Annotated in this window: 17 protein-coding genes; 8 read left to right on the top strand and 9 right to left on the bottom strand. The window is 71.8% G+C overall.

All coding sequences use genetic code 11. The features are described 5' to 3' along the window. Positions 1–543: a hypothetical protein gene (locus tag OG819_RS25740; RefSeq protein WP_266623572.1), complete on the bottom strand. Its 543-nt coding sequence runs from the start codon at positions 541–543 to the stop codon at positions 1–3. Positions 544–674: 131 nt separating this feature from the next. On the opposite strand from OG819_RS25740, the gene OG819_RS25735 reads away from it, so the two are divergent. Genes OG819_RS25735 through OG819_RS25725 form a run of 3 tightly spaced genes read left to right on the top strand, consistent with a single transcriptional unit; the run spans position 675 to position 4,512 of the window. Continuing rightward, positions 675–1,151: a hypothetical protein gene (locus OG819_RS25735; protein ID WP_266651263.1), complete on the top strand. Its 477-nt coding sequence runs from the start codon at positions 675–677 to the stop codon at positions 1,149–1,151. After that, complete coding sequence (locus tag OG819_RS25730) at positions 1,151–3,859, top strand: ATP-binding cassette domain-containing protein (protein ID WP_266652843.1); 2,709 nt, start codon at positions 1,151–1,153, stop codon at positions 3,857–3,859. Before OG819_RS25735 ends, OG819_RS25730 begins: the two co-directional genes overlap by 1 nt. Next, positions 3,856–4,512, top strand: coding sequence for an ATP-binding cassette domain-containing protein (locus OG819_RS25725; protein ID WP_266651262.1), 657 nt, complete (start codon positions 3,856–3,858; stop codon positions 4,510–4,512). Before OG819_RS25730 ends, OG819_RS25725 begins: the two co-directional genes overlap by 4 nt. A gap of 37 nt (positions 4,513–4,549) precedes the next feature. Here the strand turns inward: OG819_RS25725 and OG819_RS58610 are convergent, their stop codons facing one another. Further along, positions 4,550–4,981: a transglycosylase family protein gene (locus OG819_RS58610; protein ID WP_323138116.1), complete on the bottom strand. Its 432-nt coding sequence runs from the start codon at positions 4,979–4,981 to the stop codon at positions 4,550–4,552. Positions 4,982–5,089: 108 nt separating this feature from the next. Next, positions 5,090–5,806: a transglycosylase family protein gene (locus tag OG819_RS25715; RefSeq protein WP_266623576.1), complete on the bottom strand. Its 717-nt coding sequence runs from the start codon at positions 5,804–5,806 to the stop codon at positions 5,090–5,092. A 539-nt stretch (positions 5,807–6,345) separates the two neighbouring features. Between OG819_RS25715 and OG819_RS25710 the strand changes: the two genes are divergently transcribed. Together OG819_RS25710 and OG819_RS25705 are read left to right on the top strand one after the other, a co-directional pair. Next, a complete protein-coding gene (locus OG819_RS25710) occupies positions 6,346–7,119 on the top strand; it encodes a hypothetical protein (RefSeq protein ID WP_266415675.1) in 774 nt (257 codons plus the stop codon). 223 nt (positions 7,120–7,342) lie between these two features. Further along, complete coding sequence (locus OG819_RS25705; RefSeq protein WP_266651261.1) at positions 7,343–7,750, top strand: hypothetical protein; 408 nt, start codon at positions 7,343–7,345, stop codon at positions 7,748–7,750. Positions 7,751–7,813: 63 nt separating this feature from the next. Here the strand turns inward: OG819_RS25705 and der are convergent, their stop codons facing one another. From der to OG819_RS25675, 6 genes are all read right to left on the bottom strand, one after another. Next, the gene (gene der, locus OG819_RS25700) at positions 7,814–9,298 is read right to left on the bottom strand and encodes a ribosome biogenesis GTPase Der (RefSeq protein WP_266651260.1); all 1,485 of its coding nucleotides are present in this window, start codon (positions 9,296–9,298) and stop codon (positions 7,814–7,816) included. A 78-nt stretch (positions 9,299–9,376) separates the two neighbouring features. After that, entirely contained in the window at positions 9,377–10,090 is a 714-nt protein-coding gene (locus tag OG819_RS25695) for a 1-acyl-sn-glycerol-3-phosphate acyltransferase (RefSeq protein ID WP_266623580.1), read from the bottom strand. Continuing rightward, complete coding sequence (gene cmk / locus OG819_RS25690) at positions 10,048–10,743, bottom strand: (d)CMP kinase (RefSeq protein WP_266651259.1); 696 nt, start codon at positions 10,741–10,743, stop codon at positions 10,048–10,050. Before cmk ends, OG819_RS25695 begins: the two co-directional genes overlap by 43 nt. A 224-nt stretch (positions 10,744–10,967) precedes the next feature. Beyond that, on the bottom strand, positions 10,968–12,053 hold the full coding sequence (locus tag OG819_RS25685) for a prephenate dehydrogenase (protein WP_266651258.1): 1,086 nt from the start codon (positions 12,051–12,053) through the stop codon (positions 10,968–10,970). After that, a complete protein-coding gene (gene aroH / locus OG819_RS25680; RefSeq protein WP_266415663.1) occupies positions 12,050–12,412 on the bottom strand; it encodes a chorismate mutase in 363 nt (120 codons plus the stop codon). Before aroH ends, OG819_RS25685 begins: the two co-directional genes overlap by 4 nt. Before the next feature lie 179 nt (positions 12,413–12,591). Further along, complete coding sequence (locus tag OG819_RS25675; protein ID WP_266623586.1) at positions 12,592–13,029, bottom strand: YidB family protein; 438 nt, start codon at positions 13,027–13,029, stop codon at positions 12,592–12,594. Between the two features lie 224 nt (positions 13,030–13,253). Between OG819_RS25675 and OG819_RS25670 the strand changes: the two genes are divergently transcribed. The 3 genes from OG819_RS25670 to OG819_RS25660 all read left to right on the top strand — a co-directional run bounded on the left by OG819_RS25670 (position 13,254) and on the right by OG819_RS25660 (position 15,047). Continuing rightward, complete coding sequence (locus tag OG819_RS25670; RefSeq protein ID WP_266634202.1) at positions 13,254–13,943, top strand: hypothetical protein; 690 nt, start codon at positions 13,254–13,256, stop codon at positions 13,941–13,943. Positions 13,944–14,034: 91 nt separating this feature from the next. Then, a complete protein-coding gene (locus tag OG819_RS25665; protein ID WP_266623587.1) occupies positions 14,035–14,619 on the top strand; it encodes a DUF6529 family protein in 585 nt (194 codons plus the stop codon). Beyond that, entirely contained in the window at positions 14,616–15,047 is a 432-nt protein-coding gene (locus OG819_RS25660) for a Rieske (2Fe-2S) protein (protein ID WP_266623589.1), read from the top strand. Before OG819_RS25665 ends, OG819_RS25660 begins: the two co-directional genes overlap by 4 nt. Positions 15,048–15,058: the final 11 nt, after the last annotated feature.

Here is a 15,058-nt window from a genome sequence, read left to right as displayed (position 1 = left end):
TCAGCAGCCGGCCGGGGTCGCGGATCCGTCGCCACTCAGCGCGACCAGCGCGCAGAGGGTGTTGTCGGAGACCTTCCAGGTGCCGTTCTCGTGGACGGCCGTCCCGGCGGCGTTCGGCAGGGCGGTCGCGCCCTTCAGGGTCAGCGCGTACGTCACCTCGGCCTCGGCCGGCGAGGTGAACACGACCTTCTGGACGTGGGCCGCGACCTGCCGGCCACGTTTGTCGCCGCTGAAGCCCTGGACGACCGCGGTCATCCTGTCGCCGTTCTCCAGGTAGTTCAGCTTGTCCTTGACGGGGACGGACGGGGAGAAGAACTTCTCCCAGTTCTGCCTCACCTGGCCCTCGGCCGCCGCCGGGTCGTCCGGGCCGGTCGGGCTGGGCGACGCGCTGCTGGGCCGCTCCACGGTGGGGGTGGGCGGAGGGGTCGAACTCCCGCCGCCGCTGCTGTCGCCGCACGCCGTGAGGGCACCGGCGAGGACGAGCACGACCAGCGCCGCCACCCCCCGGCCGTTGTCCCGCCTGAGGTCGCTCCCGAGAACCATGCTGGCTCACCACCGGGTGTCGGTCCGGGCCGACCGCGCCCGGAGGTTTCAGGGTCAGCTTCCAGAAGGCATAGTGCAAGTCCATTGGCGGACTTGGAAGACAGACAGCCACACGACGTCTGGGAGCCAGGATGCGGACACCTCGACTGCGCACCGTGCACCCCGTCCTGTGGGCCGGGTGCGCCGCGCTCGCCGCCGGAGCGGTGCTGTGCGTCATCGGCTGGTACGGCGTATCCGGCGAGCGGTACGCGGAACGGCAGTTGCCCTACCTGGCGTCCTGCACGGTGCCCGGGGCCGCGCTGATCGTCGCGGGCGCGGTGCTGCTCACGCACGGCAGAAACGCCCTGGCGGCCTCGCGCGTCGAGGAGTTGTACGGGCTACTGGTGGCGGCCGAGCCCGCCGACGCGGAGGCGTCCGGACAGACCGTCGTGGTGCCCCTCGCCGTCAGCGGGGAACTGCTGATGGTCCCCGGCGGCACGCTGTGGCACCGTGCGGACTGCCCGCTGGTCGCCGGGAAGCCGGCCGCCGTGCCGGTGGACTCGCGAGTGCTGGCGGGCGGGGAGTTGGGCCCGTGCCCGATCTGCGAGCCGCCCGCGCCGGAGCGGTGATGGGCGGCTCCCTGACGTACGACCTCACGCTGGCCGGGCTCTCGGTCGGCGGCGCGGCGGCGCTCACCGGGATCGGGCTGGTCGTCACCCATCGGGCGACCGGGGTGCTGAACTTCGCGCACGGCGCGATCGCGATGGTGTGCGCGTATCTGCTGCGGCAGTTCACGGTCGAGTGGGGCTGGCCGCTCTCGCTCGGCGCCGCGGTGACGCTGCTGCTGGTGGCCCCCGCGATCGGCGTGGTCCTGGAACGGTTCGTCTTCCGCCCCCTGTCCGTCCTCGGTGGCGACCCGGTGCGCACGCTGGTCGCGTCTCTCGGCGTCTTCGTGCTGCTGGTCGGCGGGGCCGCGCTGGTATGGGGCACCGGGGCGCGCGCCGACGCGCCGACGCTGGTGTCGGCGGACCCGTGGGGGCAGTTGGGGGTCGCCGTCGCGCTGGCGGTCGGGGTGGGGGGTGTGACGCGCTGGACGCGCTTCGGCACACAGCTGCGGGCCGTCGTCGACGATCGCTCGCTCTCCGTGCTCGGTGGCATCGACGCGGACCGGGTGGCCGCCGTGGGCTGGGCGTTCGGCTCCTTCACGGCCGGTCTGACGGGCGTGCTCCTGGCGCCCTATGTACGACTCGACCCGTACGGCATGCCGTTGCTCGTCATGGAGGTGATGGCGGTGGCCGTCGCCGCCCGGATGCGCAGCCTCCCGGTGGCCGTCGTGGTAGCGCTGGGACTCGGGGTCGCGCAGAGCCAGCTGACGCGACTGCATCCGGCGGGCCGGGCGGAGCCGCTGCTCCAGGCGGTGGGCGCGAACCTGTTCGTGGTGGCCCTGTTGGTCGCGGCGCTCGTCCTGCCGGGGATCGGCGACCGGGACGCCCTGCCGCGCACGGTGACCGCCCGGGTGGCGACGCCCCCGGGCGCGTGGATCGTCGCGGTCGTCCTGTTCCTGCTGCCGCTCGGCCTCGCGGGCTCGGACCTGCACACGTCGGTGCAGGTACCCGCGCTGGGTGTGGTGCTCCTGTCCTTGGTCGTGGTGACCGGCCGCGGCGGTCAGATCTCCCTCGGGCAGGCGGCGTACGCGGGTCTGGGCGCCCTCTTCACGGCGTTGCTGGCCGCCGGCCGCTTCCCCGGCCTGCCCCGTCTGCCCGAACTGGCGGCGCTGGCGGTGGCGGTGGTGCTGGTCGCCCCGCTCGGCGTCCTGACCGGCTGGCCGGCGATCGGCCGCCACGGCCTGGCACTGGCGCTGGCGACGTTCGCCGTGGGGGTGGGTGTCAGCCGTTTCGTCTTCACCCAGCCCTACGCGACCTCGGGGCTGTCTCTGGACCGCCCGACGGGCTTCGACGACGACCGCGCGTACTACGTGCTCGAACTGGGGCTGCTGACGGCCGCGTTGCTGGCTACGGGGGCGCTGCGCCGTGGCCGTACGGGCCGCGCCCTGGCCGCGATGCGCGACCACGAGTCGGGCGCCTCGGCGGCGGGCGTACGGGTCCCTTCGCTGAAGCTGACGGCCTTCGTGGCGGGCGCCGCCCTGGCCGCGCTCGGCGGGGCCATGCTCGGCATGGGGCTGCGCGCCTTCGACGCGACGGCGTACGACCCGGTGCGCGGGCTGCTCTGGTTCGCTGCGGTCGTGGTCCTCGGCGCCGACAGCGCCCTCGGCGCGATGGCCGCCGCGGCGTTGCTGGTGGGGCTCGACGCGGGGGCACGCGGCGGGATGGCGGCGGCGCTGATCGGGGTCCTCGCGGTGTTCGTCGGCCGTTTCCCCGGGGGCCCGTACGAGGCCCTGCGCACGGCGACGTCCCGGCTCCGGCCACGCCGCCGGGTGACGCCGACCCCGCTGGGGGCGCGGGTGCGGCGACGACTGCGGTCGGTGGAGTCGGCATCCGCCGACGGGCCGTCCGCCGCCGCGCCACCGGGCGTCGGTGACCGCCCGGGTCCCGACGGAAGCACGAGGGCGGGCCGCGGCCCGGAAGGCGGAACAACCGGGCGGGATGCGACGTCCCGCCGGCCGAGCACCCCGCACACTCCTGCCGTGCCGACGCCCGGATCTCTGATCGCCCGTCGCATACGTGTCGCCTACGACGGTTTCCACGTGCTCGACGGGATCGATCTCGAGGTCCGGCCAGGGTGGGTCACCGCTGTCGTGGGGCCCAACGGGGCCGGCAAGAGCACCCTGTTCCACTGTCTCGCCGGAACGCTCCGCCCGTCGCACGGCCGGGTGCTGTTCGGTGAACGGGACATCACCCGGCTGACCGCGCACGCCCGGACCCGGCTCGGCATCGCGCGGACTTTCCAGCAGTTGGCCGTTTTCCCCTCGCTGACGGTGGCCGAAAACGTTCAGGTGGGGGCGGAGCAGGGCCGGATCGCCGATCCCGCCGCGGCGGAACGGGCGTTGCGGCTGTTCGGGCTCGACGGACCGGTCCGCGCACGGCGCGCGGCGGGGCTGCCGACCGGGACGCTCAGGCGCGTCGAGCTGGCGCGGGCCCTCGCGGGAAGTCCTCACGTGCTGCTGCTCGACGAGCCCGCCGCGGGCCTGGACACCGCCGAGGTGACCGCGCTGGCCCGGGTCCTACGGGCACTCGCCGCGGACGGCACGGCCCTGCTGGTCGTGGAGCACGACCTCGATCTGGTCGCCGACCTCGCCGACGTCGTCCATGTCATGACCGCCGGACGCGTCGTCACCTCCGGCCCCGCCGACCACGTACTGGATAGGGGGCACGGTTGAACATCTCCCTGCGTCACGCGCGCGTGCGCTACGGCCCTCTGGAGGCCCTGCACGGCGTGACCCTGGTCGCGCCCGGCCCCGGCCTCACCGTACTGCTCGGCCGCAACGGCTCCGGCCGTACGACCGCCCTGCGCGCCCTCGCGGGAACCGTGCCGCTGTCCGACGGCGCCGTCGTGTGGGACGGGGTGAACGTGACCCGGCTGCCCGCCTTCGAACGGGCCCGGCGCGGGTTGTGCCTGGTCCCGGAGCGTCGGGCCGTATTCGGCTCGCTCACGGTCCGCGAGCACCTGGAGCTGGCCGCACCCGACTTCGCCCCCGCCCTCGACGCGTACCCGCGGCTGGAGCCCCTCCTCCCCCGCCGTGCGGGCACCCTCTCCGGCGGCGAGCAGCGCATGCTCGCCCTGTCCCGCCCCCTGCTGGCACGCGCGCGTGTGGTACTCGTCGACGAGCCCGCGCAGGGCATGTCACCGGCAGTCGCGGCCCGCACGTACGAACTCCTCGGCGGCCTCGACGCGTGCGTGGTGGTCGCCGAGCAGCGGCTGCCACCCGGTCTGCGCGAACGGGCGGGCAGCCCGACGTACGTTCACGAACTGCGCCGGGGCGCGGTCGCGTTCAGCGGAGAGACGGCTGAAGTGCGCCGTCGGTCGCCCTAGTGCCGCAACCGGTACCAGAACGTCTGACCCGGGCTCATCACACCTGTACGTCCCGGAGTCTGCACCTTTTGGCGCAGACCGGCCAGGCGCCCCATCCCTGGACGTCCACCACCAGCTTGGCAACCTTGATCTGCGCCGCTCGCGACGCCAGATCCGCGCGCGGGGCGTACGCCAGGCCGCCGAACGCCACCCAGGTGCGCTGCGCGAACTGCAGCCCTCCGTAGTGGTGGTTTCCGGTGTTCGCGTCCCAGCGCCCGCCGCTCTCGCACTCGGCGAGGCAGTCCCAGGGCCAACGGTCCCGCGCACAGTCGTACGACACCCGCCCCGCCCGCGGGCCGGCGAACGGCGACGGAGACGCGACGGCCGCCCTCGCGGGGACGAGGACGGCCAGGATGGCGGCGACCAAGGTCACGGCCATGTACCGCATGCGCTTGCTCAACAGGGGCGACTGCGTCGGCTCGAGGTGCATCGGGTCACGCTAATCAGCACACCGGGCGCGTCGGCCCCGCCGCGCCCGGTGTCCCACCCGGTCGGAGGACCAAGTGGGCCCCGGGGTGGAGCCGGGGTGCGGCCGGGCTCAGAGGTCGAGCCGCTGCCCGGGCATGATCAGGTCGGGGTCACCGCCGATGACCGCCCGGTTGGCGGCGTAGATCTTCCGCCAGGTCGTCCCCTGCCGCTCCGCGATGCCGCTCAGGGTGTCGCCGCCGCGGACGGTGTAGTCACCGCGGGACGCGGCGCGGTTCGTGTGGCCGGATGCGCGCGCCGGTGCCTCCGACGCCTGCGCGGGGGCCGACTTGGCCCTCGACTCGGTGGGAGCCGACTTGGAGGCCGACTTCGACGTCGACCCGGGTGCCGCCTTGGGCGCCGACTTCGTCGTCGCCGACCCTCCGGACGACACGGCGCCCGAGGACGCGGGTGCGCCGCCGTACGCTCCGGCCCGCGCCGAACAGGTGGGCCAGGCGCCCCATCCCTGTGCGTTCTGGACCTTGGTGGCAACGGCTATCTGGGCGGCCTTGGAGGCCTTGTCGGCGGTCGACGCGTAGGCCGTACCGCCGTACGCCCGCCAGGTGCCGGCGGAGAACTGCAGTCCTCCGTAGTAGCCGTTGCCGGTGTTGATGTGCCAGTTCCCGCCGCTCTCGCACTTGGCGATGCGGTCCCACACTCCGCTGTCGGCCGCGGCGGCGTTGCCGGTCGCGGCGAGCAGTCCGAGCGGGGCGAGCAGAGCCGCCCCGGCGAGGACCGCCGTCGTACGCGTCGTACGAACCTTACGAGTGTTATCGGCACATGCGGACATGTAGTTCCCTCTCGAAACACCCGGGATCCCCCAAGGCGGGGCGCGACTTCCTGCGCGTAGGACGCGGTCGTCGTGCTCCGCCCCGTCCGCCGGAGGTGGTGCTGCGAACCAGTCGTACGGTTCGGCCGGCGGACGTACCCGAGCGGTGCTCTGTGCACACGGCCGAGAAATCTATGGAGGTGGTCGCCCCGATATCAACCAACTCCATGTCATTCGAGGCCAGTTCACAGTTACCGCGGGTATCGGCGATTTTCAGCCACCCACTTCATAGGCTGATTTCAGGATTTGTCGACCAGCCGCTCAAGTGACCTGTGACTCACTTCACGGAACCAACTTCCTTGAGCACCCGCGAAGTTGGCTCGGAGTAACAGATTCCGCACAAGGGATCACCCTGTGCGTCGGATGGTTCGATTCCGTTCCCTCCCGGGCGTGACTCCGGCCACAGATCGCCCGTTGTCATCTTCATGAGCCGGGACCCCCGGATTCATGGGCCGGGAGCCACCCGGCATCGCCACGCACCGCATCCCGAGGAGCCACCCGTGCCGCGCATGCTCGACGTCAGCGACGACGTACGCGCCGAGATCGGCGACGAAGAAGCCGACCGGCTGCTCGCCGGAGAGAACGCCCCCGGCAGTTACGACTGCACGTCCTGCCGCACCCCTGGCGACTCGGAACAGGAGCGCACCAGCACCGTCCTGTTCATCGGCGACGAGACCGCCGTCCTCGCCTTCGCCCACGCCACCTGCCTGCCCTCACAGGTCGTCCAGGTCACCGAGGAGCAACTGCAGGGCGCCGTCCGCTCGATCCACCCCGACAGCGTGCCCGCCCAGGCCGCGCCCGAGCAGGCCGTGCTCGGCGTCACCAGCGGACTCGTCCTGATCAACGGCGAGTTGCACCCCGCGCTCGTCGTCGAGCCGACCGGGCCCATCGTGCGGCCCGGCTCGACGGACATCGGCGACGACTTCCTACCGCTCCTCATCGAGCAGGGGTTCATGCCGGTGACCGAGCTGAGTTCGGTGCCGCCGGTGCTGCACGGATGGTCCGTGCTGCTCGCCATGGGGCAGCTGCACGCCGTGCTGCAGCCGGGCACCGGGGGCGGGTCGTCGGTCGCGTGGTGGCAGGCGCACCAGGCGCTCCAGGTCACGGAGAGCTGGCGGGCGGCCGCCAACAAGCACCAGCAGGTACTGCTGTTCGCGGCGCCGGTCGGGTCGATCGGGCGGCAGCCGCGGGAGGATCTGCTGCGGGACGCGTTGGACAAGGCCGCGGCGAACGGAAAGTTGGTGGCCGCCGCGATGCCGCTCGCCGGAACGTGAGCGTTCCACTGGGTTGAGCCGGGGAGCTGCGGTGCGTCATCCTGTGCGGTCCGTCGTGGCTGGTCGCGCAATTCCTCGCGCCCCTAAGAGACAGGGGGCTGCGTGTGCGTCGCCCGCTGCGGGTCCTATGGGGCCGAGCGCGCAGTTCCCCGCGCCCCTGACGGGGCGGGCTCAAGCAAAGGTGTGACCGCATCTGTTGGGCTGCGGGGTCGTTGGCACATACGTGCACACCTACGACGCCCCCCGCCGCCAGCCCTTCCATCCGATCCCGGCCGCGCGAGCGGCTCAGGATCCTCCGCTCGGCCCATCGGCCACGCCGATCTATGACGCGCTCTACGCCGAGTGGGTCAGATCCTTCAAGGCCCTGCCCGGCGACCGCCACGGCGAGGACCAGCTCGGCTTCACGGCTTTCGGGACCCTGACGCAGGGTTCGAGCGCGTACGGCGGGTCCTCGTATCCCTCGTCGTACAGCTCGTACAGCGCGGGGGCGTACTCCGCGCGCAACGGCGGCTCGCAGCTCGGTCACGGCGCGTCGACGACCGGCGTCTGGCAGGCGGTGGCACGTCAGGACAGCACAGGCCTGCACCACATCCCGGCCGCGCTGCCGCCGGCGCCCCGCAGAGGGCTCTGAGCGGAAACGGTGGAACAGGTAAGGGGCGGCTCCCATGGGAACCGCCCCTTACCTGTCTCTACGTCACTTCTTCTTGGTGCCGCGCTTCTCGCGCACCCGTACGGAGATGTGGATCGGCGTCCCCTCGAAGCCGAACTCCTCACGCAGCCGGCGCTCGATGAAACGCCGGTAGCCGTGCTCGATGAACCCGGAGGCGAAGAGCACGAACCGCGGGGGCTTGGTGCCGGCCTGCGTTCCGAAGAGGATGCGGGGCTGCTTGCCGCCGCGGACCGGGTGCGGGTGGGCCGCGACGAGCGCGCCGAGGAAGGCGTTCAGACGGCCGGTCGGGACACGGGTCTCCCAGCCGTCCAGGGCCGTCTCGATCGCGGGGACGAGCTTCTCCATGTGCCGGCCGGTGCGCGCCGAGACGTTCACCCGGGGCGCCCACGCCACCTGGAGGAGCTCGGTCTCGATCTCCCGCTCCAGGTAGTAGCGGCGCTCCTCGTCGAGGGTGTCCCACTTGTTGAAGGCGAGGACGATCGCGCGGCCCGCGTCGACGGCCATCGTCACGATGCGCTGGTCCTGTACGGAGATGGTCTCGGACGCGTCGATCAGGATGACCGCGACCTCGGCCTTCTCGACGGCGGCGGCCGTACGCAGCGAGGCGTAGTAGTCCGCGCCCTGCTGGAGGTGGACGCGCTTGCGGATGCCCGCCGTGTCGACGAACTTCCAGGTGATCCCGCCGAGTTCGATGAGCTCGTCGACCGGGTCACGGGTGGTGCCCGCGACCTCGTTGACGACCACACGGTCCTCGTTCGCCACCTTGTTCAGCAGGGAGGACTTGCCGACGTTCGGGCGGCCGATGAGGGCGATGCGGCGGGGGCCGCCCACCGCGGTGCCGAAGGTCTGCGCCGGAGCCTCGGGCAGCGCCTCGAGGACGGCGTCCAGCATGTCGCCGGTGCCGCGGCCGTGCAGCGCGGACACGGGGTGCGGCTCGCCGAGACCTAGGGCCCAGAGGTACGAGGCGTCGGACTCGCCGCTCATGCCGTCAACCTTGTTGGCGCACAGGACGACGGGCTTGCCGGCCTTGCGCAGCAGGCGTACGACCGCCTCGTCGGTGTCGGTCGCGCCGACCTTGGCGTCGACGACGAAGACGACCGCGTCGGCGGCCTCGATCGCGTACTCGGCCTGCGCGGCCACGGACGCGTCGATGCCGAGGACGTCCTGCTCCCAGCCGCCGGTGTCGACGAGCTTGAAGCGGCGGCCCGCCCACTCGGCCTCGTAGGTGACGCGGTCGCGGGTGACGCCGGGCTTGTCCTCGACGACGGCCTCGCGGCGGCCGATGATCCGGTTCACCAGGGTCGACTTGCCGACGTTGGGCCGGCCGACGACGGCGAGGACGGGCAGCGGGCCGTGGCCCGCCTCGTCGATCGCGCCCTCGACGTCCTCGATGTCGAAGCCCTCTTCCGCGGCGAGCTCCATGAACTCCGCGTACTCGGCATCGCCAAGCGCCCCGTGCTCGTGCTCGGCCGGGCCGGCCGAGCCGTCGGGCTGGATGTGGTCGTTCATGAAGTCCGTACCTCGTCGTTCATTCGTGGTGATCGGTGGACCGCCCGTATATCGGGTGATCCACTACTCAAGTGTCGCCTAGTGCCCGGTGGGGCGCCCGGCGTTTTCCGGGCGTCCGGTCAGACGCCTGGCATGGTCCAGATGGGCGCTCAGCTGCTTCTGGATGCGGGCGGTCGCCTCGTCCAGCGCCTTGCGGGTCCGCCGTCCGCTGCCGTCGCCCGCCTCGAAGGGGTCTCCGAAGACGACGTCGACCCGGCTGCGCAGCGGCGGCAGCCCCTTTGTCAACCGGCTGCTCTTCTCGGAACTTCCCAGCACCGCCACCGGGACGATCGGCGCCCCGCTGCGGACCGCGAAGTACGCGAGTCCGGCACGCAGCGAGGCGAAGTCGCCCTCACCGCGGGTGCCCTCCGGGAAGATCCCGAGCACGCCACCGGACGACAGGACGCCGAGGGCGTCGGTGATGGCGGTGCGGTCGGTGGTCGCACGGTCCACCTTCACCTGGCCGATGGCGAGGAGGAAGGGGTCGAGCGGGCCGATGAAGGCTTCCTTCTTGATCAGGAAGTGGGTGGGGCGGGGCGCCACGCCCATGACCATCGGGCCGTCGATGGCGTGTGAGTGGTTCACGGCGAGGATCGCCGGGCCGGTCGCGGGGACCTTCCAGGCGCCGAGCACGCGCGGCTTCCACAGCCCGTACATCAGGCCGACGCCGATACGGCGCCCTACCTCGGCGCCTCTCTCGGAGGGTGCGGTCACGTGGCGACCCGCTTCTCCTCGACGAGGGTGACGACGCACTCGATGACCTGCTGGAGGGTGAGGTCGGAGGTGTCCACCTCGACCGCGTCGTCCGCCTTGGCGAGCGGGGAGGTCTTACGGCTGGAGTCGGCGGCGTCCCGCTTGAGCAGGGCCTCGCGGGTGCTCTTGATGTCCGTGCCCTTCAGCTCACCGCTACGCCGGGCGGCACGTGCCTCCGGGGAGGCGGTGAGGAAGATCTTCAGATCGGCGTCCGGCAGCACGGTGGTGCCGATGTCGCGTCCCTCGACCACTATGCCCAGCTCGGCGTCGGCCGCGATCGAGCGCTGCAGCTCGGTGATCCGGGCGCGCACCTCGGGCACCGCGCTGACCGCGCTCACCTTGGAGGTGACCTCCTGCGTACGGATCGGTCCCGCGACGTCGGTCCCGTCGACCGTGATGGCCGGCGCGGACGGGTCGGTCCCGGAGATGATCTCCGGCTTCCCGGCCACGGCGGCGATCGCGGACGGGTCCGTGATGTCGATGCCGTTGGTCACCATCCACCAGGTGATCGCCCGGTACTGCGCACCCGTGTCCAGGTAGCTGAGACCCAGCTGCGTGGCCACGGCCTTCGAGGTGCTCGACTTGCCCGTGCCGGAGGGGCCGTCGATGGCGACAATCACTGCCGGGGCGGGCCGGGCGGCGCCGTTTTCCACGGTGGGAACACCTTCCTGGTGCGGGGTGGAGGTCTGTGCGGGGCACGATCGCGCCCCGCACAAGGTTACTGGCTCCCCGGACCCCGTATTACTGACCCTTCCCGGGGTCGGTCACCCGGCGCCACTGCCGCGGTGTCCGGCCCCGTGCCGGACGACGGTCCTAGGTCCTGTCGTCAAATTCCCGTCTGCCCTGCGGGCGGACGACGGGAATTTGACGACAGGACCTACTGCCGCAGCGCCCAGCCCCGCTCCCGCAGTGCCGTGCTCAGCACCGGCGCCGCCTTCGGCTCCACCATCAGCTGGACGAGGCCGGCCTGCTGCCCGGTCGCGTGCTCGATGCGTACATCCTCGATGTTGACTCCGGCGGCCCCCGCGTCGGCGAAGATGCGGGCCAGCTGGCCGGGCTGGTCGTCGATGAGGACGGCCACCGTCTCGTACGTCAGCGGAGCGGCACCGTGCTTGCCGGGGACGCGGACCTGGCCCGCGTTGCCACGGCGCAGGACGTCCTCGATGCCGCCGGCGCCCTCGCGCCGCTTGGCCTCGTCGCAGGACTGGAGGGCGCGCAGGGCCTGGACCGTCTCGTCGAGGTCGGCGGAGACGTCCGCGAGGAGGTCGGCGACCGGGCCCGGGTTCGCGGACAGGATGTCGATCCACATCCGCGGGTCGGAGGCCGCGATCCGGGTCACGTCACGGATGCCCTGCCCGCAGAGCCGTACCGCCGCCTCCTCCGCGTTCTCCAGGCGCGCGGCGACCATGCTGGACACCAGGTGCGGCATGTGGGAGACGAGCGCGACCGCGCGGTCGTGGGCGTCGGCGTCCATGACGACGGGGACGGCACGGCAGTGCGACACCAGCTCGAGAGCGAGGTTCAGGACCTCGGTGTCCGTGTCCCGGGTGGGGGTGAGGACCCAGGGGCGGCCTTCGAAGAGATCGCCGGTCGCGGCCAGCGGGCCCGACTTCTCACGGCCCGACATGGGGTGCGAACCGATGTACGTGGAGAGGTCGAGGCCGAGCGCCTCCAGCTCGCGGCGCGGTCCGCCCTTGACGCTCGCCACGTCGAGGTAGCCGCGCGCGACCCCGCGCCGCATGGCGTCCGCGAGCGTCGCCGCCACGTGCGCCGGCAGGGCCGCCACGATCGCGAGGTCCACCGGCCCGCCGGGCGCCTGGTCGGTGCCGGCGCCGAGCGCGGCCGCCGTACGGGCCTGCTCCGGATCGTGGTCGGTGAGGTGGACGACGACGCCCCGCTGGGAGAGCGCGAGGGCCGCCGACGTGCCGATCAGCCCGGTTCCGATGACGAGCGCGGTTCTCACTGGGCGATGTCCTTGCGCAGCGCGCCCGCGGCGCCCAGGTAGACGTGCGCGATGTCGGCGCGGGGCTTGTCGGACTCGATGTGCGCGAGGACCCGTACGACCCGGGGCATCGCGCCCTCGATGTCCAGCTCCTGCGCGCAGATCAGCGGCACGTCGACGATGCCGAGCTTGCGGGCGGCGGCCGCCGGGAAGTCGCTGTGCAGATCGGGCGTCGCGGTGAACCAGATGCTGATGAGGTCGTCGGTGGTGAGACCGTTCCGCTCCAGGATGGCGGTGAGCAGCTCGCTGACCTGCTCGTCCATGTGGCCGGCCTCGTCCCGTTCCAGTTGGACGGCGCCCCGGACCGCTCGTACCGCCACGGTGTCACTCCTCGCTGAGCCGAGCTACGTACTGGTCGTATCTCGTCGTATGTCGTCGTGTCTCGTCCTGTCACACCAGCGTAGTCAGGCCGCGAGGCGCCAGTGCGCGGCGCCCGCCTGACGAGACGGTCGCCGCGCACGAAAACACGGTCGCCGCGCACGAAAACAGGGAGCACGTCTCAGAACGACTGCTGCCTGATGAGGTCCTCCAGGGAGGCACCCGCCTGCGGCAGCTCTCCGCTCGGGGTCAGCTTGTCCACCGCCCGGGGCAGGTGCTGGGCGATCTGGTCCGCGGCCTCCTGCGGGCTGACGCCGGACTGCGCGGCGACCTCCTGGAGGGTGTCATCGGGCAGGGCCTGAGCGATCTGCTCACCGCTGACGGGCTTGTTCTCGCCCGTGCCGATCCACGACTGCGCCTGGTCCATCAGGCCGGACTTGGTGAGCATCTCCAGCAGGCCGCCCAGGGGATTGCCGCCGGCCGCCTGGCCACCGCCGCCGCCGCCCAGGGAGCCGAGCAGCGCGCCGAGGATGTCGCCCGCGCCGGAACCGCCGGTTCCGGCCTGTCCGCCTCCGCCGAGGAGACCGCCGAGCAGGCCGCCGAGATCGTTACCCGCCATGGTCACGCCTTTCGAGAGTGGGTTTCGGGAAGTGTCCGGGGAGTGTCTTTCGGGAGTGCGACCGGGGCAGGTCACCGCCCGGCGCCGGTCTCCGCCAATGTCACCTGAATCGCCCTATCCCGCTACTTGTAGTGAGAACACACCCGTGCGCCTCTGGACGCCGGGGCACCGGTCCGCTCTCATGGCAGGAGACTCGCCTCGGGGGAGGCCCACACATGGCCCGTATGAAGCGCCCAGGACCGCTGCTCACCCTTCTGGCGGGGCTGCTGCTCGCCGTTTTCATGCTGACGCTCAACGCGACGGCGGGGACGAAGAACGCGTCCTCGTCGTCCCAGGAGGCCTCACCCAGCGCCCCACCCCAGGCGAGCCCGTCGCCCACCGGTACGCCGCCTTCGTCGAGCCCCCCGTCCGCTTCGAAGAGCGCGCCGCCTCCCTCGAAGAGGACGCCGCCGAACGCCGACTACGCGGGCCGTACCGACGACGACTCCTCCGCGGTCGCCGTCTCCCTGCGGGGCGGCAAGGCGATCGCGTACTTCTGCGACGGCCGGAGCAAGGAGTCGTGGCTGAAGGGCGACGTCAAGGACGACGGCACCATGAAGCTCACCGGCAAGCACGGCGCCGAACTGAACGGCACGCTCAAGGACGGCAGGAGCATCCGCGGCACCGTCGACCTCGGCGGGCAGCGCTACGCCTTCACCGCCGACAAGGCGGTCAAGCCGTCCGGGCTCTACCGCGCCACCGCCACGGTGCGCGGCGCCAAACTCGACGGCGGCTGGATCGTGCTGCCCGGCGGCAAGCAGGTCGGCATCCTCGACCGCGACGGCAAGCCCGCGGCGGCGCCGACGATCGACCCGGAGACCGGCACCGTGACGGTCGACGGACAGACACTCACCGCCTCGCCCGTCACCCCATGACCCGTCACCCCATGACCCGTCGCCCCAAGATCCGTCGCTCCAAGATCCGTTCGCGAACCCTTTCCTGGCCCTTTCCTGATCGGGAACCGATATGACCGTGGATCCGAACGCCGCCACCCAGGGCTTCCCCTCTCCCCCGCCCGCCCACCGCCGCCCGGGCGCGGCCCGCTATCTCGTCCCGGCCCTGGTCGCCGCGGCGGTCGCGGTCGGCCTCGGCGCCTACGGCAAGACGCACCACCCTGCGGGGACCGCCTTCAACCTCGCGGGGTTCAGCAGCACGGGCGCGGTGAAGTCGTGGCTGGCGACGACGGCGTTCGCCTTCGCGCTAGTCCAGCTGGTCTCGGCGTTCATGGTCTACGGGAAGCTGCCCGGGCCGAGCTGGGCGCCGACGCTGCACCGCTGGTCGGGACGGGTGGCGTTCCTGGTGGCGGTGCCGGTCGCGGTGCACTGCCTGTACGCGTTGGGCTATCAGACGTACGAACCGAGGGTGATGTGGCACTCGCTCCTGGGTTGCTTCTTCTTCGGTGCATTTAGTGCCAAAATGCTCTTGCTCCGCTCGGAGCGACTGCCCGGCTGGCTGCTGCCCCTGGTCGGAGGACTCGTCTTCGTCGTCCTCACGGCCATCTGGCTGACGTCGGCTCTCTGGTTCTTCCGCACGTTCGGAGTGACGACATGACGAACCCCCCGACGCGGCGCACGGTGCTCGGAACGGGCGCGGCCTTCCTGCTCGCGGGATGCAGCAAGTACGGCGACAGCAACAGCTCGTCGGCTTCCTCCCCGACCGCGACCACCTCCCCGATCGCCAAGCCCTCAGCAGGCAAGGAACTCGCCGAGAAGAGTGACATCCCGGTCGGCGGCGGCAAGGTCTTCAAGGAAGAGAAGGTCGTGGTCACCCAGCCGAAGAAGGGCGAGTTCAAGGCCTTCTCGGCGATCTGCACCCACCAGGGCTGCACGGTGAACAAGGTCGCCGACGGCACCATCGACTGCCCCTGCCACGGCAGCAAGTACCGCATCACCGACGCCTCGGTGGTCCACGGCCCGGCCCCGCGTCCCCTGCCCGCGAAGAAGATCACGGTGAAGGGAAAATCGATCTTCCTGGTGTGAGCGGGCACGTA

It is taken from the genome of Streptomyces sp. NBC_01549 (assembly GCF_026339955.1).
Taxonomy (GTDB): domain Bacteria; phylum Actinomycetota; class Actinomycetes; order Streptomycetales; family Streptomycetaceae; genus Streptomyces.
Note: the sequence above shows the minus strand (reverse complement) of the source record. Positions and strands in the feature narration are given on the sequence as shown.